Origin of the sequence: Micromonospora sp. NPDC049240, from assembly GCF_040647835.1 — a bacterium.
In the GTDB taxonomy this organism is placed as follows: Bacteria; Actinomycetota; Actinomycetes; order Mycobacteriales; family Micromonosporaceae; genus Micromonospora.
On the sequence record NZ_JBEZCX010000004.1, the window covers coordinates 325,486 to 343,211 of the forward strand.

15 protein-coding genes are annotated in these 17,726 nt (G+C 74.3%); 5 read left to right on the plus strand and 10 right to left on the minus strand.

Annotated features, from left to right (window positions below; genetic code table 11):
* Positions 1 to 28 precede the first annotated feature (28 nt).
* A complete protein-coding gene (locus AB0B02_RS08690; protein WP_357298288.1) occupies positions 29 to 3,301 on the plus strand; it encodes a lamin tail domain-containing protein in 3,273 nt (1,090 codons plus the stop codon).
* A 24-nt stretch (positions 3,302 to 3,325) separates the two neighbouring features.
* On the opposite strand, the gene AB0B02_RS08695 is transcribed toward AB0B02_RS08690, so the two are convergent.
* The gene (locus tag AB0B02_RS08695) at positions 3,326 to 3,967 is read right to left on the minus strand and encodes a helix-turn-helix transcriptional regulator (RefSeq protein ID WP_281938284.1); all 642 of its coding nucleotides are present in this window, start codon (positions 3,965 to 3,967) and stop codon (positions 3,326 to 3,328) included.
* 532 nt (positions 3,968 to 4,499) lie between these two features.
* Entirely contained in the window at positions 4,500 to 4,841 is a 342-nt protein-coding gene (locus AB0B02_RS08700; RefSeq protein ID WP_281938617.1) for a MerR family transcriptional regulator, read from the minus strand.
* A 63-nt stretch (positions 4,842 to 4,904) separates the two neighbouring features.
* Between AB0B02_RS08700 and AB0B02_RS08705 the strand changes: the two genes are divergently transcribed.
* On the plus strand, positions 4,905 to 5,483 hold the full coding sequence (locus AB0B02_RS08705; RefSeq protein WP_281938286.1) for an NAD(P)H-dependent oxidoreductase: 579 nt from the start codon (positions 4,905 to 4,907) through the stop codon (positions 5,481 to 5,483).
* Here AB0B02_RS08705 and hemB read toward each other — a convergent pair.
* From hemB to AB0B02_RS08730, 5 genes are read right to left on the minus strand one after another with little or no spacing between them, the layout of a single operon-like run.
* Positions 5,477 to 6,460, minus strand: coding sequence for a porphobilinogen synthase (hemB, locus tag AB0B02_RS08710; RefSeq protein ID WP_281938287.1), 984 nt, complete (start codon positions 6,458 to 6,460; stop codon positions 5,477 to 5,479). The genes AB0B02_RS08705 and hemB overlap by 7 nt on opposite strands.
* Positions 6,461 to 6,474: 14 nt before the next feature.
* A complete protein-coding gene (locus AB0B02_RS08715; protein WP_107162547.1) occupies positions 6,475 to 8,055 on the minus strand; it encodes a uroporphyrinogen-III synthase in 1,581 nt (526 codons plus the stop codon).
* The gene (gene hemC, locus AB0B02_RS08720) at positions 8,052 to 9,020 is read right to left on the minus strand and encodes a hydroxymethylbilane synthase (protein WP_357298294.1); all 969 of its coding nucleotides are present in this window, start codon (positions 9,018 to 9,020) and stop codon (positions 8,052 to 8,054) included. Before hemC ends, AB0B02_RS08715 begins: the two co-directional genes overlap by 4 nt.
* On the minus strand, positions 9,017 to 10,390 hold the full coding sequence (locus tag AB0B02_RS08725; RefSeq protein ID WP_357298297.1) for a glutamyl-tRNA reductase: 1,374 nt from the start codon (positions 10,388 to 10,390) through the stop codon (positions 9,017 to 9,019). Before AB0B02_RS08725 ends, hemC begins: the two co-directional genes overlap by 4 nt.
* Positions 10,387 to 11,157, minus strand: coding sequence for a redox-sensing transcriptional repressor Rex (locus tag AB0B02_RS08730; protein WP_281938293.1), 771 nt, complete (start codon positions 11,155 to 11,157; stop codon positions 10,387 to 10,389). Before AB0B02_RS08730 ends, AB0B02_RS08725 begins: the two co-directional genes overlap by 4 nt.
* 389 nt (positions 11,158 to 11,546) lie before the next feature.
* Here AB0B02_RS08730 and AB0B02_RS08735 point away from each other — a divergent pair, with 389 nt between their 5' ends.
* Positions 11,547 to 12,851 carry a sensor histidine kinase gene (locus AB0B02_RS08735; protein WP_357298302.1) on the plus strand — a complete coding sequence of 435 codons (1,305 nt, stop codon included), beginning with the start codon at positions 11,547 to 11,549 and terminating at the stop codon, positions 12,849 to 12,851.
* A 115-nt stretch (positions 12,852 to 12,966) separates the two neighbouring features.
* Entirely contained in the window at positions 12,967 to 13,623 is a 657-nt protein-coding gene (locus AB0B02_RS08740; protein WP_357298306.1) for a response regulator transcription factor, read from the plus strand.
* Between the two features lie 10 nt (positions 13,624 to 13,633).
* On the opposite strand, the gene AB0B02_RS08745 is transcribed toward AB0B02_RS08740, so the two are convergent.
* Genes AB0B02_RS08745 through AB0B02_RS08755 form a run of 3 tightly spaced genes read right to left on the minus strand, consistent with a single transcriptional unit; the run spans position 13,634 to position 16,171 of the window.
* Complete coding sequence (locus AB0B02_RS08745) at positions 13,634 to 14,284, minus strand: HAD hydrolase-like protein (protein ID WP_281938298.1); 651 nt, start codon at positions 14,282 to 14,284, stop codon at positions 13,634 to 13,636.
* 14 nt (positions 14,285 to 14,298) lie between these two features.
* On the minus strand, positions 14,299 to 14,553 hold the full coding sequence (locus tag AB0B02_RS08750) for a glutaredoxin family protein (protein WP_107162553.1): 255 nt from the start codon (positions 14,551 to 14,553) through the stop codon (positions 14,299 to 14,301).
* A complete protein-coding gene (locus AB0B02_RS08755; RefSeq protein ID WP_357298312.1) occupies positions 14,543 to 16,171 on the minus strand; it encodes an AMP-binding protein in 1,629 nt (542 codons plus the stop codon). The genes AB0B02_RS08750 and AB0B02_RS08755 overlap by 11 nt, the downstream gene beginning before the upstream one ends.
* A gap of 558 nt (positions 16,172 to 16,729) precedes the next feature.
* Between AB0B02_RS08755 and AB0B02_RS08760 the strand changes: the two genes are divergently transcribed.
* Positions 16,730 to 17,701, plus strand: coding sequence for an ECF subfamily RNA polymerase sigma factor, BldN family (locus AB0B02_RS08760; protein ID WP_281938302.1), 972 nt, complete (start codon positions 16,730 to 16,732; stop codon positions 17,699 to 17,701).
* Positions 17,702 to 17,726: the final 25 nt, after the last annotated feature.

The window sequence follows — 17,726 nt, forward strand, 5'->3', positions numbered from 1 at the left end:
GTTCCCGCCCACCCATCGTGGAGGCTCCATGCGCCCGCGCCGCACCTTAGCCGCGCTCGCGACCACCGCGGCCGTGTCCGTCACGGCCATCGGGATCGCACCCCCCGCGGCCAGCGCCGCGCCCACCGACCTGTTCATCTCCGAATACGTCGAGGGGTCGTCCAACAACAAGGCCGTCGAGCTGTTCAACGGCACCGGCGCGCCGGTCGACCTGGCCGCCGGCGGCTACCAGCTCCAGCTCTTCTTCAACGGCGCCAGCACCTCGACCAACGTGGCGCTGACCGGCACCGTCGCCGCCGGGGACGTGTTCGTCCTCGCCGCCGCGGCGGCCGCGCCGGCGATCCTCGCCCAGGCCGACCAGACGTACGGCGGCGCGCTGTTCAACGGCGACGACGCGATCGTGCTGCGTAAGGGCGAGACGGTGGTCGACTCCATCGGCCAGGTGGGCGTGGACCCGGGCACCGAGTGGGGCAGTGGGCTCACCAGCACCGCCGACAACACGCTGCGCCGGCTGCCCTCGGTGAGCGCCGGCGACACCGACCCCGCCGACCCGTTCGACCCGGCCGCCCAGTGGGCCGGCTATGCCACCGACACGTTCGACGGGCTGGGCAGCCACACCGTCGACGGCGGCGGCCCGGTCGACCGGCCGGCGACGCTGACCTGCGGCGGCGCGCTGACCCTGGAGGCGGGCGCCACCGCCACCCGCGAGGTGACCGCGACCGACGTGGACGACACGATCACCGACCTGGCGGTCACCTCGGTCGTGCCGTCGCCGGCGAGCGGCTCGATCAGCCGTACCGCGTTCACGCCGGCGACCGCGACCGGCGGCACCGCCACCGCCACGCTGACCGCGACCGGCCTGCCGGCCGGCGCCTACACGGTCACCGTGACCTCGACGGACGCCGAGGGCGGCACCGCCACCTGCACGCTCGCCGTGCAGGCGACGAGCGTGCTGTCGGTGGGTGAGGTGCAGGGCCGCACCGCCGACGACGAGAGCGGTCGCACCGACCGGTCGCCGTTCGCGCCGGCCACCGGCAACGGCACCAGCACCACGCTGTACGACGTGCGCGGCGTGATCACCGGCAAGTCGCTGACCCGCACCTCGGCCGGGGCCGACCAGTGGGGGTTCTACCTCCAGAGCCGGCTCGGCAGCGAGGACGGCGACCCGCTCACCTCGGACGGCATCTTCGTCTTCATGGGCTCGTTCACCACGCTGATCGGCGGCTACGCCCCGACGGTCGGTGACGAGGTGGTGCTGCGCGGCCGGGTCTCCGAATACTTCAACCAGACCCAGCTCTCCGGCGCCTCGCTGGTCCGCAAGCTCGACTCCGGGCTCGACGTGGACACCGCGGTCCGGGTGGTCGACGCGGTCCCGCCGGCCGAGGCGGACGCCGCCGACCTGTTCTGGGAGCGGCACGAGGGCGAGCGGGTGCGGGTCCGCGCCGGCAGCGGCGTCTCCGCGCCCCGGCACATCTACTCCTCCACCGCGGACTCCGAGATCTACGTGCTGGACCGCGAGGACCCGATCATGAAGCGGTCCGACCCGTACGCCCGTCGGGTGTTCCGGGACGCGCACCCGCTTGACGACATCCCGGGCACGCTCTTCGACAACGGCAACAACCAGCGCGTCCTGCTGGGCGCCGGCGGCGTGAAGGCGACCGCCGGTGACTCCGGCGCGCTGCTGCCCGAGGCGCGCACGTTCGACACGCTGACCGAGGACGCCTTCGGCTCCGTCTCGTACGCGTTCAGCAAGTACAGCGTGCAGCCCGAGCAGCTCACGCTGACCGGTGGCGCGGACCCGGCGGAGAACAACCCGCCGCGGCCGGCGGACCGCAACGGCGAGGTCGCGGTCGCCACCTACAACGTGGAGAACCTGTACGACTACCGGGACGACCCGTTCGACGGCTGCGACTTCGCCGGCAACAGCGGATGCCCCGGGGTCAGCCCGCCGTTCGACTACGTGCCGGCCAGCCCCGAGGCGTACGCCGCCAAGCTCGCCACGCAGGCCCGGCAGATCGTCGACTCGCTGCACAGCCCGGACCTGATCCTGGTGCAGGAGGCCGAGGACCAGGACATCTGCTCGGTGGTCGACGGCAGCCTGGCCTGCGGCGACACCAACAACGCCGACGGCGCGCCGGACACGGTGCAGGAGTTGGCGCTGGCCGTGGCGGCAGCGGGCGGCCCGGCCTACGCCGCCGCGTACGACCGGACCGGTGCGGACGCCCGGGGCATCGCCTCGGCATTCCTCTACCGCACGGATCGGCTGACGCTGGCCCAGGCGACCGCCACCGACCCGCTGCTGGGTTCCGCGCCGACCGTGCAGTACCGCTCGGCGGCGCTGCCGTCCAACGCGGACGTGCAGAACCCGAAGGCGTTCAACGCGGTGCTGCCGGACGACGTGGACCGGTCGACCGGGGTGGACGGCAGCAATGTCTACACTCGCGCGGCGCAGCTCGCCCGGTTCACCGTGCGGGCCGCGCCCGGCTCGGGCGAGCGCTTCACGCTCTGGGCGGTCGCCAACCACTTCTCGTCCGGGCCGGACAGCCGGGTCGGGCAGCGCCGCGAGCAGGCCGCGTACGGGGCCGCGCTGGTGCGGGCCGTCGAGGCGACCGACCCGGACGCCCGGGTGGTCTACGGCGGCGACCTGAACGTCTTCCCGCGCCCGGACGACCCGATCGCGACCGGGCAGAACCCGACCCCGTCGGACCAGCTCGCCCCGCTCTACCAGGCCGGCCTGCACAACCTCTGGGACGATCTGGTCGCGGACGCCCCGGCGGCGGCGTACTCGTACACGTTCAGCGGGCAGGCGCAGACGCTCGACAACATGTTCGTCAACGACCCGATGCACGACGACCTGGTGCAGGTGCGGACGGCGCACATCAACGCCGACTACCCCACCGAGGCCGCGGACCTGGGCGACCGGGGCGCCAGCGACCACGACCCGACGGTGGCCCGGTTCCGCTCCCGCGCCGCGCTGCGGGTGGCCGACACGTCGGTGACCGAGGGCGACAAGGGCACCACCACGATGACGTTCACCGTCACCGTGTCCCGTCCGCTCGCCGAGCCGGCGCTGCTCTGCGCGGCCACCTACGGCACCACGGCCCAGGCCGGTGCGGACTACGACCCGTACGTCGGCTGCCGGGTGCTGGCCGCCGGCCGCACCTCGCTCGCCTTCCCGGTCACCGTGCGCGGCGACCGCAAGCGCGAGGCGAATGAGCAGCTCACGCTGTACGTGGCCGGCGTGCCGGGGCTCCGGCTCACCGACCCGTCCGGCGTCGGGACCATCCTGAACGACGACTGAGCGGAGTTTCCGCGCGGCGGCCCGTCATCCGGCTCTCCAGCCGGGCGGCGGGCCGCCGCGGTGTCCGCGCCGCTGCGGGTCGGGCGGGGGCGGCACGTTCCGGTACTTGGCCACCCGCACCTCCCACTGACTGCGGCGTCGCAACGCGTCCCGGACGGCGCGGTCCCGGTAGAACGTCTCCGGGGGCCGGGCCAGCCCGTACCGGTCGGCCCACCACTCCCCCGGCTCCGGGTCGGTGACCACGTCGAGGTGGGACGGGTAACGCCGCTCCGCACCGTCGCGCAGGTCGGCCCGGTCCCGCATCGGCTTGAGCACCGTGCCGGCCTCGTCGACGACGACCAGCCGGAAGCCGGCGACGCCGAGGACGCGCGACAACATGGCGACGCTGGGCACGAGCGTGCCGGCCTCGATCCGCCCGACGGTGGTCGGGTGTACCCGGGCGAACCGGGCCAGCTCACGCTGGCTGGCGTCGGCGCGACGGCGAACCGCGCGAACGATTCCCGCCGCCGGGAACGGGACGTCGAACGGCTCGGTGAGTAGCGCCGGCGGGCCTTCCTCGGACGCGTGGCCGGGCTCCGGCGCGTGGCCTTCGGCGGGCACCATGGCTGCTTCCTCCGCGCCGGGCGTGGTGGCCATCTCGGGTGGGCCGTCGCCGGTTTCTGTCACCCCGCCACGTTCGCGCCTCCTCGGGATCCCGGCAACCCCCGCCCTTCCCGCTGTGGAAAACCCGCCAACCGGCGTTGACAGCCGCTTCGCAGCCTCGATGAGTTACGCACCGGACAAACACGGGGAGTAAAAATAACGGTGAGTTACGGCGAATGCTTGAGCCATCAAACTCCCGGAGCAGTTAAGCACCCAAAGCGGACGAAATTCCACCACTGCCGCCGGTCGAGGATAGAGCTGCCATCGCCTTTGCTCTGCAACCATAGAGGCAGCAGTCACAGAAAGTGTCCGGTGCCTCATTGGCTGCAGAGCAAAGGCGACGCGAAGGAATGGCATACGACGGCGGTATATCTACGCTGCGTGATCGAGGAGCTCTCGATCATCCCCTGGGAACAGCGAGCGGAGTGGACACCGCATCCGGCATGGCCAGCACGCAGGCGGCCTGGCACCCGAGCTGGATCGGGTGCGAGGCGCGGGGTAGGGCCGCGCAGGGCGGGAGCGGGGCAGGGGCGGGGGCGGGAGGGAATGCAGCAGCTCACAGGTCGCAGAGCCGGCGGCCGGAGCGGATGTCGTCGAGCGCGGCGTGCAGCTCGGCGATGCGCCGCTCGGCCTCGGCGGTGAGCCCGTCGTGCAGCCGCTGCCAGTCGGCGAGGTCCGGCTCGGGCGGCAGCGCCGCGAGCAGGTCCCGGATCTCACCGACGCTGAGGCCGATCCGCTGCGCCACCCGGGCCACCCGCACCCGGCACGCGGCATCGGGACCGAACCGGCGCTGGTTGCCGCTGGTCCGGCTGGCCGCGATCAGGCCCTGCCGCTCGTAGAAACGGATCGCGGAACCACTGGCCCCGGACTCCCGCGCCACCTCGCCCACCGTCAGCATGCCCACGGCACTCCCCCGGAACGGCTTGACTTCAACATTTGTTCAAGTCTTAGCGTCCCCCGCATGACGACGCAAGAACTGCCACTCACCCTTGCCGTGCTCGTCGCCAGCGTCCGCCGGCCCCGGATGGGTCGGTTGATCGCCGACTGGTTCGTCGACCACGCCGACCGTCGCGGCGGCTTCCGGACCGACCTGATCGATCTCGCCGAGGTGCCGCTCCCGCTGGCTGACACGCCGCCCGGCGGCAACCCGGCCAGCCCGATCGCCGGTCGCCTCGATGCCGCCGACGCCTTCGTCGTGGTCACGCCGGAGTACAACCACAGCTTCCCGGCGGCCCTGAAGAACGCCATCGACTGGCATCACCGGGAGTGGGTGGCCAAGCCGGTCGGGTTCGTCTCCTACGGCGCCGGCTCGGGCGGGATCCGCGCGGTCGAGCAGCTCCGGCTGGTCTTCGCCGAACTGCACGCCACCACCACCCGCACCGGCGTGGTGCTCACCGCACCGTGGGACCGCCTCGACCAGCAGGGCCGACTCGTCGACGACGGCCCGCTGGCACGGGCCGCCGCCGCGACGCTCGACGAGGTGGGCTGGTGGGGCGAGGCGCTGCGCGCCGCCCGCAGGAAGCGACCGTACGGTCAGTAGCGCTCGCGGAGCAGCTGGGCCGCCTCGACCGCCCAGTAGGTGAGGATGATCTGCGCGCCGGCCCGGCGGATCGAGGTGAGCGTCTCCAGCATCGTCCGCTCCCGGTCGATCCAGCCGTTGGCGGCGGCGGCCTCGACCATGGCGTACTCCCCGGAGACCTGGTAGGCGGCGACCGGGACGTCCACCGCGGCGCGGACCGCCGACACCACGTCGAGGTAGGGCAACGCCGGCTTGACCATCACCATGTCGGCGCCCTCGGCGACGTCCAGTTCGACCTCGCGCAGCGACTCCCGCAGGTTCGCCGGGTCCTGCTGGTAGGTGCACCGGTCGCCGTCCAGCGCCGACTCCACCGCGTCCCGGAACGGGCCGAAGAAGGCGGAGGCGTACTTCGCGGCGTACGCGAGCACCGAGACGTCCTGGTGCCCGGCGGCGTCCAGGGCCCGGCGGACCGCGCCGACCTGCCCGTCCATCATCCCGGACGGCCCGACCACGTGGACCCCGGCGTCGGCCTGGGCGACCGCCATCTCGGCGTACGCGGCCAGCGTGGCGTCGTTGTCCACGCCGCCGTCCGGGGTGAGCAGGCCGCAGTGCCCGTGCGAGGTGAACTCGTCCAGGCAGAGGTCGCCCATCACCACCGTCGAGTCACCGACCTCGGCGATCACGTCCCGGATGGCCACGTTGAGGATGCCGTCCGGGTCGAGGCCGCCGGAGCCGGTCTCGTCCCGCGTCGCCGGCACCCCGAACAGCATGATCCCGCCGACCCCGGCCTGGACCGCCTCGACCGCCGCCTTGCGCAGCGAGTCCCGGGAGTGCTGGAGCACCCCCGGCAGCGACGCGACGGCCCGTGGCTCGGTCAGCCCCTCCTTGACGAACATCGGCACGACCAGCTCGGCCGGGGCGACGCGGGTCTCGGCGACCAGCCGCCGCACGGCCGCGTTGCGGCGCAGCCGGCGGGGCCGGATCTCGGGGTACGGCATGGGGGTGCCTCCTGTCAGCGGAACCTCAGGGCGGTCGGGCCCTGCACCTTCGAGCCGCGGCGCTGCTTCGCCGGCATGGCGGCGAGCTTCTCGCGCAGCTCGACGGCGTAGGCGGCGAGCGCCTCCACCAGGTCGGGCACCGAGGCGTGCGGCGGCTGCACGTCGACCCGCAGGCCGAACTCCGTCGCGGTCTCCGCCGTCTTGGGCCCGATGACAGCAACAACGGTACGGGCGTGCGGCTTCCCGGCGATGCCGACCAGGTTCCGGACGGTCGAGGACGAGGTGAAGAGCACCGCGTCGAACCCGCCCGACTTGATCGCGTCGCGGATCTCGGCCGGCGGCGGCGCGGCGCGCACGGTGCGGTACGCGGTCACGTCGTCGACCTCCCAGCCGCGCTCGGTGAGCCCGGCCGCGAGCGTCTCGGTGGCGATGTCGGCGCGCGGCAGCAGCACCCGGCCGACCGGGTCGAGGATCTCGTCGTGCGGCGAGAACTCGGCCAGCAGACCCTCGGAGGACTGCTCGCCGGCGGGGACCAGCTCCGGCTGGATGCCGAACGCGCGCACCGCGTCGGCGGTCGCCTCGCCGATGCAGGCGATCTTGACACCGCCGAAGTGCCGGGCGTCCAGCCCGTGCTCGCCGAACTTCTCCCAGACCGCCCGGACCGCGTTCACCGAGGTGAAGATCACCCAGGCGTACCGGCCATCGACCAGGCCCTTGACCGCCCGCTCCATCTGGGCCGGGGTACGCGGCGGCTCGACCGCGATGGTCGGCACCTCACACGGGATCGCCCCGTACGCGCGCAGCCGCGCGCTCATCGCGCCGGCCTGCTCCTTGGTGCGGGGCACCAGCACCTTCCAGCCGTACAGCGGGCGGTTCTCCCACCAGCTCAGCTTGTCGCGGTCGGCGACGCCCGCGCCGACGGTGAGCACGACGCGGCCGGTGAAGCCGAGCGCCGCCGCGACGAACGAGTCCACGGTCGACGTGGTGGTGTACTGCGTCTCGCCGGTGCCGTCGCCGGTCACCCCGACCCCGGTGGCGCCGTCGACGCCGGCGGCCAGCAGCCCGTCCCGGACGGCGGCCAGGTCACCGGCGTCCACGGCCAGCGCCAGCGAACCCCGGCCCACCGCCGTGGCGAGCGCGTCGAAGTCCAGCGTGTTGACGTCCTCGACGTCGGCGGCGGTGCGCACGCCGGGCAGCGGCACACCCGCGTACGTGGCGACGCCCTCGGCCTGGCCGACGCCGGGCACCACCTCGAAGTGCGCGGCGGTGCGCGCCACCGCCTGCACCTCCTTGACCACCGAGTCGTGGCCGAACGGGTCGCCGGCCACCAGGTGCACGGCGTTCTGGCCGGAACGGGCCGCGGAGATCAGCACCTTCGCCACGTCCCCCGGCACGCCCTCGGCGGGGCTGAACTCGGCGTCGGGCCGGGCCTGGGCGCGGACGTGGGTCAGCAGCGACTCGGGGACTCCCCGGTCGTACACCACGTGGTCGGCCTCGACCAGGGCGTCGAGCGCCCGGCGGGTCAGCAGGCCCGGGTCGCCGGGGCCGGCCCCGACGAAAGCGATCCGGCCTACGGGCTTACGGGTGCGGGTCATTCTGTGCTCCCAAGTTGCTGGGTCCCCGGGCCGGCGTGTCCTTCTTGGCCGAGGATCGAGTCGGCGCCGAGTTCGAGGAGTTCGGCGGCGAGTGCCTTGCCGATCTCCGCCGCGTCGGCGGGCGTTCCGGTGCGGGACAGTCGGAGGTCACGGGAACCGTCCGGGCTGATCACCGCACCGCGCAGGTAGATCTCCTCACCGGTCTCACCCTCGGCGAGTTCGCCGTAGGCGGCCACCGGTGCGCTGCACCCGGCCTCCAGGGTGGCCAGCAGTGCCCGTTCCGCGGTGACCGCGGCGCGGGACGGTGCGTGGTCGAGCCGCGCGAGCAGCTCGACCAGGTCGTGGTCGTCGGCCCGGCACTCGACGGCCAGCGCGCCCTGGGCGGGCGCGGGCAGCATGAGCATCGGGTCGAGCGTCTCGGTGATGACGTCGGCGCGGCCGATCCGGGTGAGCCCGGCCCGGGCCAGCACGACGGCGTCGAGGTCGGCGTCCGGGCCGAGCACCCGGCCGAGCCGGGTGTCGATGTTGCCCCGGATCGGGGTGACCTCGAACTGCATGCCCAGCGCGTGCAACTGGGCGATCCGGCGCAGCGCGCCGGTGCCGATCAGCGCGCCGGGCGGCAGCTCGGCGAGCGTCCGGCCGCCGGTGGCGACCAACGCGTCCCGCGGGTCCTCCCGGGGCGGCACGGCCGCGATGTGCAGGCCGGGCGCCGCCGCGGTGGGCAGGTCCTTGTACGAGTGGACGGCGAAGTCGATCTCGCCGGCGGTCAGCGCGTCCCGCAGCGCGGAGACGAAGACGCCGACGCCGAGCCGCTGCACCGGGGCGGTGGAGCGGTCCCCGGCGGTCACCACCTCGACCAGCTCGACCGGGCGGCCGGTGGCCGCGGTGAGGGCCTCGGCGACGTGGCCGGACTGGGCCAGCGCCAGGACGCTGCCCCGGGTGCCGAGGCGCAGGGGGGCGGTCATCGCGCACCTCCGGTGGGCGGGACGTCGGCCGCGTCGAAGGACGGCCGGCCGTCGGTGTCGGTGGCGACCACGTCGGGGACGGTGTCGACCGGGGACGTCTGTGGCACCTCCAGGTCGAACAGCTCGCGCAGCAGGGCCGCGTACTGGTCGCCGCCGGGCTCGGCGGCGAGCTGGCGGACCCGTACGGTCGGCTGGTGCAACAGCCGCTGCACGACCCGGTGCACGGTGCGGGCCACCTCGGCACGCTGGTCGTCGCTGAGGTCGGGGCGGCGCTGGCCGAGCCGGCGCAGCTCGGCGGTGACCACGTCGTCGGCGCGCCCGCGCAGCGCGGCCACGGTGGGTGCCACGTCGGCACCGCGCAGCCAGGTCAGGAACGCCTCGACCTCACCGGCGACGATGCGGGCCACCTCGGCGGCGTCGGCGGCGGCCGGCCCGTCGGCGAGGACGGCGGCCATCCGGTCGATGTCGATCACCTCGACGCCGGACAGCTCGGCGACGCCGGCCTCGACGTCGCGCGGGACGGCCAGGTCGAGCAGGACCAGCGGGCCCCGGTCGGCGTCGCGGCGGGCCAGCGCCCGGGTCACCACGTCGCGGGTGAGCACCGGCTCGGCGGCGGCGGTGGCGGCGACCACGATGTCCACCGTGGAGAGCGCGTCGACCAGTTCGGCCATCGGCACGGCGGTGGCGCCGTACGACTCGGCGAGCCGGACCGCGCGGGCGGCCCCCCGGTTGGTGACGGTGAGCGGGCCGGCGCCCAGCCGGGACAACGTGGCCACGCTCAGCGAACCCATCGCCCCGGCGCCGACCACCATGGCGGGTCGGCCGGTCAGGTCGCTGTCGAGCAGGCCGGCGGCGAGGTCGAGCGCGGCGGTGACCACGCTCTGCCCGGCCCGGTCGATGTTGGTCTCGGCGTGGGCCCGCTTGCCGACCCGCAGCGCCTGCTGCATCAGCTCGTGCAGCAGCCGGCCGGCGGAGTCGGCGCCGCCGGCGAAGTGGTAGGCGTCGCGGAGCTGACCGAGGATCTGCGCCTCGCCGACCACCATGGAGTCCAGCCCGGCGGCGACCCGGAAGACGTGGTCCACGGCGGCGGCGTCGTAGTGCACGTACAGGTGCGGGGCGAGCGCCGCCGGCGGGCAGCCGGCCTGCTCGGCCAGGACCGCGCAGATGTCGCCGAGCCCACCGTGGAAGCCGGCGACGGCGGCGTAGACCTCCACCCGGTTGCAGGTGGAGACCAGCACTGCCTCGGCGACGTACGGCTGGGCGACCAGCCGGTCCAGCGTGCGGGTGAGATCCGCGGGTGGGACGGCCAGTTGCTCCAGGACGGCGACCGGGGCGGTGCGGTAGGACGCGCCGACGACGAGCAGTTTCACGTGCCGATCGCCTCCTGGGTGTCGGTGGTCGCGAGCCCGCCGGGCAGGGCGGTGAGCGCGGACCCGCCGGTGGCGGGCAGCGCGGTCAGCGACGCCTTGCGGTGCTCGTGGAAGGACAGGATCTGCAGCTCGATCGCGAGGTCGACCTTGCGCACGTCGACCCCTTCCGGGACCGAGAGTACGCACGGTGCGAAGTTGAGGATGCTCGTCACGCCGACGGCGACCAGCTCGTCGGCGACCGCCTGGGCGGCCGGCGCCGGGGTGGCGATCACGCCGATCGAGATGGTCTCCTCGGCGACCACCCGGGACAGCTCGTCGACGTGCCGGACGACCAGCCCGTTTATCCGCTCGCCGACGCGGGACGGGTCGGCGTCGAGCAGCGCGGCGATCCGGAAGCCGCGGCTGGCGAAGCCGTCGTAGCCGGCCAGGGCGTGACCGAGATTACCCACGCCGACCAGCGCGACGGCCCGGCACTGGGTGAGCCCGAGCACCGACTCGATCTGGTCGATCAGCAGCGCGACGTCGTAGCCGACGCCCCGGGTGCCGTACGAGCCGAGGTGCGACAGGTCCTTGCGGAGCTTGGCGGAGTTGACGCCGACGGCGCTGGCCAGGCCCTCGCTGGACACGGTCTCGTGGCCGGATTCGGCGAGCGCGTGCAGCGCACGCAGGTATTCCGGGAGCCGGGACACGGTCGCCTCGGGCAGGTCCGGAAGCGCCGGTACGGCACCGGTGCGGCCGGGCGCGCCAGGGGGACGGTGCTGACTCATGAGACTCCGTGCGGTGCGATCCTCGACCGGCGACGGGGGCCGGCCGTTTCGGGACTCCCGCTGGCGACCGATGTTGCCGGCTGTGCTAGCAGGGCGCGTCGGAACTACAGAGTAGGCGCTTGTGAAGAGGTGCACAAATCGCGATCTTGATGACTCGCGATGCGGCTCCACCTGCCCCTCCATTCCCACAAGATCGATCAACCGCGCTCCTCGGTGGCGCGAGGCGATTATTGCTCAATCCCGACTTCTCTGACCAATCGCGTGCGTGCGGTAACGCTCCGCAGCCGACGCGGCGAGGCGCTTCTCACGTGCCGGGTGGGGAGAACCCCACCCCCGACCGGCCGGCGTACGGGATGGGCCGGCCGGGACCGCGCCCATAGCCTCGAACCATGACCGCCGCGCCGTTGGCCACCGCACCCGTTCCCTCCTCGCCCGTCCGGAGCCTGTTCCGGCGACTCGCCCACGACACCGGCTACGTGCTCTTCAGCCTGCCGCTGGCGATCGTCGGGTTCGTGCTCGCCGTGGCGGGGATCTCACTCAGCGTCGGGCTGCTGGTCACCACGCTCGGCCTGCCGGTCCTGGCCGGCGTGCTCTACGCGGCGCGCGGGCTGGCCGACCTGGAGCGGCTCCGGCTCCCCGGCGTGCTCGGCCGGCCCCGGGTCCGCCCGGTCTACCTGACCCCCGGGCGCGGCGCCCGGTTCTGGCGGCGGGTGTTCACCCCGATCCGCGACCCGCAGTCCTGGCTCGACCTGCTGCACGCGTTCCTGCGGCTCCTGGTGACCCTGCCCACGTTCGTGCTGATGGTGGTCTGGTGGGCGCTGGCGCTGACCGGCACGCTCTACGGCGGGTACGACTGGGCCATCCCGCGCGGGCCGGACCAACAGGACCTCAGCCAGCTCCTCGGCATGGGTGACGGGGCCGGCGCGCGGATCGCGCTGAACACCGCCATCGGCCTGTTCGCGCTCCTCACCCTCCCGCTGGTGACCCGTACCCTGGCCCGGATCCAGGGCGGCCTGGCGTACTCGCTGCTCACCGGCGTGGCCGAGATGCGGCAGCGGATCGTCACGCTGGAGGAGCAGAAGCGGGCCGCCGCCTCGGCCGAGGCGTCCGCGTTGCGCCGGTTGGAGCGGGACATCCACGACGGGCCGCAGCAACGCCTGGTCCGGCTCGCCATGGACCTGGGCCGGGCCCGCCACCAGCTCGCCGCCGACCCGGACGCGGCCCGGCGCACGCTGGACGAGGCGGTCGCCCAGACCCGGGAGACGCTCGACGAGCTGCGCGCGCTCTCCCGGGGCATCGCGCCGCCGATCCTGGTCGACCGGGGACTGCCCAGCGCGCTCGCCGCGCTCGCCGCCCGGGCGCTGGTGCCGACCGAGCTGCTCGTCGACGACGACCTGGGCACCACCGGCGGCCGGCTCGACCCGGGCCTGGAGAGCACCGCCTACTTCGTGGTGGCCGAGGCGCTGACCAACGTCGCGAAGCACAGCCGGGCCGACGCCTGCCGGGTGGAGGTGACCCGGAAGGTGGGCCGCCTGGAGATCACCGTCGCCGACGACGGGATCGGCGGCGCGCACCTGGCCAAGGGGCACGGGCTCAGCGGCATCGCCGACCGGGTCCGGGCGGCCGGCGGCACGCTGGAGGTGGACAGTCCGGCCGGCGGGCCGACCCGGATCCACGCGGAGCTGCCCCGGTGACCGCCCGCCGCCCGGACCGGCGACCCGCCGAACCGCCCCGGTGACGGCCGCCGGCGACCCGCCGCACCGGGTCGAGGCCGCGCGGTGGGACCCGGACGTGGTAGACACCGGACCCATGCGGGTGGTGATCGCGGACGACGCCGTGCTGCTCCGGGAGGGGCTGGTCCGGCTGCTGACCGAGTTCGGGCACCAGGTGGTGGCCGCCGTCGGCGACGGGGACGCGCTGGTCGACGCCGTGGTGGCGCACCGGCCGGACATCTCGGTGGTGGACGTGCGGATGCCGCCGTCGCACACCGACGAGGGGCTGCGCGCCGCGGTGGAGGCCCGTCGCCGGGTGCCGGGCACGCCGATCCTGGTGCTGTCCCAGTACGTCGAGGTGTCGTACGCCGACGACCTGCTGGACACCGCGGGCGGCACCGGCGGCGGCATCGGCTACCTGCTCAAGGACCGGGTGGCCGCGATCGACGAGTTCCTGGACGGGCTGGCCCGGGTGGCCGCCGGCGGCACCGTGCTGGACCCGGAGGTGATCAGCCAACTGCTGGTGCGGCGGCGGCGCGACGACCCGTTGGCCGCGCTGACCCCGCGCGAGCGCGAGGTGCTGGCGCTGATGGCCGAGGGCCGCTCCAACACCGCCATCGCCCGCGCCCTGGTGGTGAGCGACGGCGCGGTGGAGAAGCACGTCCGCAACATCTTCACCAAGCTCGACCTGCCGCCGGACGCCACCACCCACCACCGCCGCGTGCTGGCCGTCCTGGCCCACCTCCGCGCCTGACGCGCCCGGCTCAGCGCAGCGCGCGGGCCAGCGTGACCGCCTCGGTGAGGGTGTCGGCGGTCGGGTGACCGCTGGCACGCAGCCGGGCCGGGTCGGAGAGGCCGCCGGTGTAGAGGACGGCCGCGCCGCCGACCGAGGTGGCCGCGTCGGCGTCGTCGAGCGAGTCACCGATCAGCACCACGTCGGCGCCGGCCAGCCCCAGCTCGGCCAGGTGCTTCTCCAGCCACTCGGCCTTGGGCCCGCCGCCGACCGCGGCGCGCAGCCCGTCCACCCGGCTGAAGTGCGGGGTCAGCCCGTACGTGTGCACGGTGGGCACCAGCTCGTCGTGGAACCACATGGACAGCAGCGACTGGCTGCCCGGCCAGGCGGCGATCGCGGCGGTGGCGTCGGCGGCCAGCGCGCAACTGGTCAGCCCGGCCCGGTACGCGTCGTGGAAGATCCGGTCGAGCGCGCCGAACGCCTCGGCGTCGACCGCCCGGCCGAGCATCTCCGCGTAGTAGTCGGCGATCGGCCGGCGGAACCGCACCCGGTGCTCGTCCGCGCTGACCGCCGGACCGCCGGCGCTGGCGAACGCCACGTTGGTGGCGCGCACCACCAGGTCGAGGTCGTCGAGCAGGGTGCCGTTCCAGTCCCACACCAGGTGGCGCCGTGCAGCCGTCACCCGAGCACCATAGTTCACAGTTGCGGGGTGGTCAGGTCCCGCAGCAGCCGGTCCTCCTCGACCCGCCAGTAGCCGTGCTCCTTGCCGTCGAGCAGCACCACCGGCAGCCGGTCGCCGTAGTCGCGTTCCAGCTCGACGTCGCCGGTCACGTCCTTCTCCACCCAGCGGTCGCCGGTGACCGCCACCACCCGGTCGAGCGCCGCCTTCGCGTCCTCGCAGAGGTGGCAGCCGGGCCGGGTGATCAGGATGAGCCGCGGGTCACTGGACATCGGGTACCTCCGTGCGGGTCTCGGTCGGCGGTGCCGGCGACGGCACCACGGGTGCCGGGCGCAGCTCGGTCTTGCGGACCTTCCCGATCGCCGAGTACGGCAGCGCGTCGACGAACTCGACGGCGGTCGGGCACTTGAACCGGGCCAGGTTACGCGCGCAGTGGGCGAGCAGCTCCGCCGCCGTCACCGACGAGCCGGCCGCGCGCACCACGTACGCCCGCACAGTCTCGCCGGTCCGCGGGTGCGGCACGCCCAGGACCGCCGACTCCGCCACCCCGGGGTGCGCCTGGAGCACCGACTCGACCTCGTGCGGGTAGACGTTGAAGCCGTTGACCAGGATCAGCTCGCCGAGCCGGTCGACCAGGAACAGGTCGCCGTCGCCGTCGGCGTACGCCACGTCGCCGGTGGCCCACCAGCCGTCCGGGCCGGGCCCGCCCCGCCCGTCGGGCCAGTAGCCGGCGAACAGGTTCGCGCCGCGCACCACGATCTGCCCGGGGTCGGTGCCGACCGGGTCGTCGGTGAGGTCCATCCCGTCGTCGTCGGTCTCGGCGGCGGGCACCCCGTCGCGCCACAGCTCGTCGCCGTCGGACCCGACCAGGCGCAGCTCGACGCCGGGCAGCGGGCGGCCGATCGAGCCGGGTTTCGGCTCGCCGCCGACCAGCGTGGAGGTGAGCACCGGCGCGGTCTCGGTGAGCCCGTAGCCGACGTGCACCGGATGCCCGGTCAGCTCGGTGAAGCGCGCCCCGACGGGCAGCGGCAGCGGCGCCGCGCCGCACACCGCGACCCGCACCCCGGCCAGCGCCGCGCTCGGGTCGCCGGCCGCATCGGCCCAGGTCAGGAACATCGACGGTACGCCGAGCAGCACGCTGACCCGGTGTCGGGCGATCTCGTCGAGCGCCCCGGTCGGGCCGGGCTCGTCGACGAGCACGCCGGTGGCGCCGTGGTGCAGCACCGCCCCGAGCCCGGCGTTCAGCCCGTACGCGTGGAACAGCGGCAGCGCCAGCAGCACGGTGTCGTCGGGGCCGACCACCGGGGGGTCGATCCGGTCGGCCTGGGCGTGGTTGGCGGCCAGCGCCCGGTGCGACAGCATCGCGCCCTTGGGTCGGCCCTCGGTGCCCGAGGTGTAGAGCAGTACGGCCAGGTCGTCCCCGTTCCGCGTCGGGAACCGGGCCGGGGCGTCGTCGGCGGCGACCGGCGGGACGGTGTGCACCGCGCGCAGCGCGGGCAGGTCGGCGGGGTCCACCCGGGCGGTCACGTCGGCGGCGCCGACCAGGACGGCGGCGCCGGAGTCGGCGAGCACGTGCCGCAGTTCCCGGCCGGTCAGCGCGGGATTGACCGGCACGGCGACCAGGCCGGCGCGGAGCGTGGCCAGGTAGGTGACCACGAAGTCGGGGGTGTTGCCGAAGCCGATCGCCACCCGGGGCGGGTGTGGCGTGCGGTCCGCCGGCGGCGCGGCGGCGTGCAGCGCGTGGGCGGTGGCGGTGACCACGGTGTCCAGCGCGGCCCAGGTGAGCGTGGTGTCGCGCCAGTGCAACGCGACCCGGCCGCCGTGGTCGGCGGCGGCCCGGCGGAGGCGGTCGGCGAGGTTCGGCGCGGTGCTGTCGGCGGCGTCCTGCACGGTGGCTGAGTCTGGCACAGCGGGGTGCGCCGGGCCATGCCCCCGAGCGCCGCCCGGGTCCGCCGGGTGAGACCGCGATTGACAGTGGACGCAATTCCCATGAGTGGGAGCGTGATCTTCGCGGGCTGCGGGGGCGTGAATGGAGACGGGTTCACGAACCGCGCTCACGACACGCCGGGCGGCCGAAAAATCGGCCTCGACCTGGGCTTCCACCGCGCACCAGGTTGCCGCACGAAAGTCAACCACGAGCGACGGACAACCGGTCCGGCAGGAGTGCGAGCACGCGGGAAATACTTCCGCTCTGTGTAACGGACTTGCCACGCGCGGGTGACGTTGGGCCTATCATCACTCGGGTCGGCTCACCCATTTGCCGTGAGTCGACACCCCTCAGCCCGAGGAGGCCCCCGTGCCCGTGAGCGCATTGGACCAGCACCTCAACGGGACGTGCCGCCCGCCGACACGTCCCGCACCGGCCGCGCCCCACCGGGTCGCGCCCGGCCCCGCAGCGCCGCACCGGCGCCCGGCGAGGTCGCTGCCCATCTGGACCGGGGAGGCACGGTGACCACGTTCGGTTACGCGGAACGGCCGGCCGGGGTGACCGGCCCGACCCAGCGGAACCCGCTCAACGAGCGCGCCGAGCCCGCGCCACGCGCGGACGGCCTGCTCGCGCTGAGCGGCGAGACCCGACGGACCCGCAGCCGCGCGCACCACGGCAACGAGGCGCCGCTGCGCCCGGCGTCCCCCGGCGGCAACGCGAAACCCACCGCCGGGCGCGTCGGCGCCCCGCCCCGCCCAGCCGTCCCGCCGGCCCAGGCCCGCCGCGGTGACGCGGCGACCAGCGCCGAGCCCCCCGCCGCCGAGACCGCGGTGCTGCCGGTGGTGACCGTCGGCGACACGGCGGTGCTGCCGGCCGTCCCCGCCGCCACGCCGGCCACCGGCTTTCCGAGCCGCCCCGACCCGTCCGACCCGGCCACCGAGGTCTGGACGCTCGTCGAGCGGGCGCAGGCCGGCGAGTCGGAGGCGTTCGGCCTGATCTACGACCGGTACGTCGACACCGTCTTCCGGTTCGTCTACTTCCGGGTCGGCAACCGCCAACTCGCCGAGGACCTCACCTCCGACACGTTCCTGCGGGCACTCAAACGCATCGGCAGCTTCACCTGGCAGGGGCGTGACCTGGGCGCCTGGCTGGTCACCATCGCCCGCAACCTGGTCGCCGACCACTTCAAGTCCGGGCGCTACCGGCTGGAGGTGACCACCGGCGACGTCCTCGACGCCGACCGGGAGGACCGCGGCCCGGAGGGCAGCCCGGAGGCGGCGGTGGTCGAGCACATCACCAACGTCGCCCTGCTCACCGCCGTCAAGCAGCTCAACCCGGAGCAGCAGGAGTGCATCGTGCTCCGGTTCCTGCAGGGCTTCTCGGTCGCCGAGACGGCCCGTGCCATGGGCAAGAACGAGGGCGCCATCAAGGCGCTCCAGTACCGGGCGGTACGGGCGCTGGCCCGACTGCTGCCCGACGGCTTCCACGCCTGACCCGCCGCATCCCCGTCCCGCCACC

What these genes read in the sequence shown, in the direction of transcription:
- AB0B02_RS08735 (WP_357298302.1), top strand. Translation starts at nt 11,547, where the DNA reads ATGACCGCCGCGCCGTTGGCCACCGCACCCGTTCCCTCCTCGCCCGTC.
- hemC (WP_357298294.1), bottom strand. Translation starts at nt 9,020, where the DNA reads ATGACCGCCCCCCTGCGCCTCGGCACCCGGGGCAGCGTCCTGGCGCTG.
- AB0B02_RS08715 (WP_107162547.1), bottom strand. Translation starts at nt 8,055, where the DNA reads ATGACCCGCACCCGTAAGCCCGTAGGCCGGATCGCTTTCGTCGGGGCC.
- AB0B02_RS08705 (WP_281938286.1), top strand. Translation starts at nt 4,905, where the DNA reads ATGACGACGCAAGAACTGCCACTCACCCTTGCCGTGCTCGTCGCCAGC.
- hemB (WP_281938287.1), bottom strand. Translation starts at nt 6,460, where the DNA reads ATGCCGTACCCCGAGATCCGGCCCCGCCGGCTGCGCCGCAACGCGGCC.
- AB0B02_RS08740 (WP_357298306.1), top strand. Translation starts at nt 12,967, where the DNA reads ATGCGGGTGGTGATCGCGGACGACGCCGTGCTGCTCCGGGAGGGGCTG.
- AB0B02_RS08750 (WP_107162553.1), bottom strand. Translation starts at nt 14,553, where the DNA reads ATGTCCAGTGACCCGCGGCTCATCCTGATCACCCGGCCCGGCTGCCAC.
- AB0B02_RS08700 (WP_281938617.1), bottom strand. Translation starts at nt 4,841, where the DNA reads ATGCTGACGGTGGGCGAGGTGGCGCGGGAGTCCGGGGCCAGTGGTTCC.
- AB0B02_RS08690 (WP_357298288.1), top strand. Translation starts at nt 29, where the DNA reads ATGCGCCCGCGCCGCACCTTAGCCGCGCTCGCGACCACCGCGGCCGTG.
- AB0B02_RS08730 (WP_281938293.1), bottom strand. Translation starts at nt 11,157, where the DNA reads ATGAGTCAGCACCGTCCCCCTGGCGCGCCCGGCCGCACCGGTGCCGTA.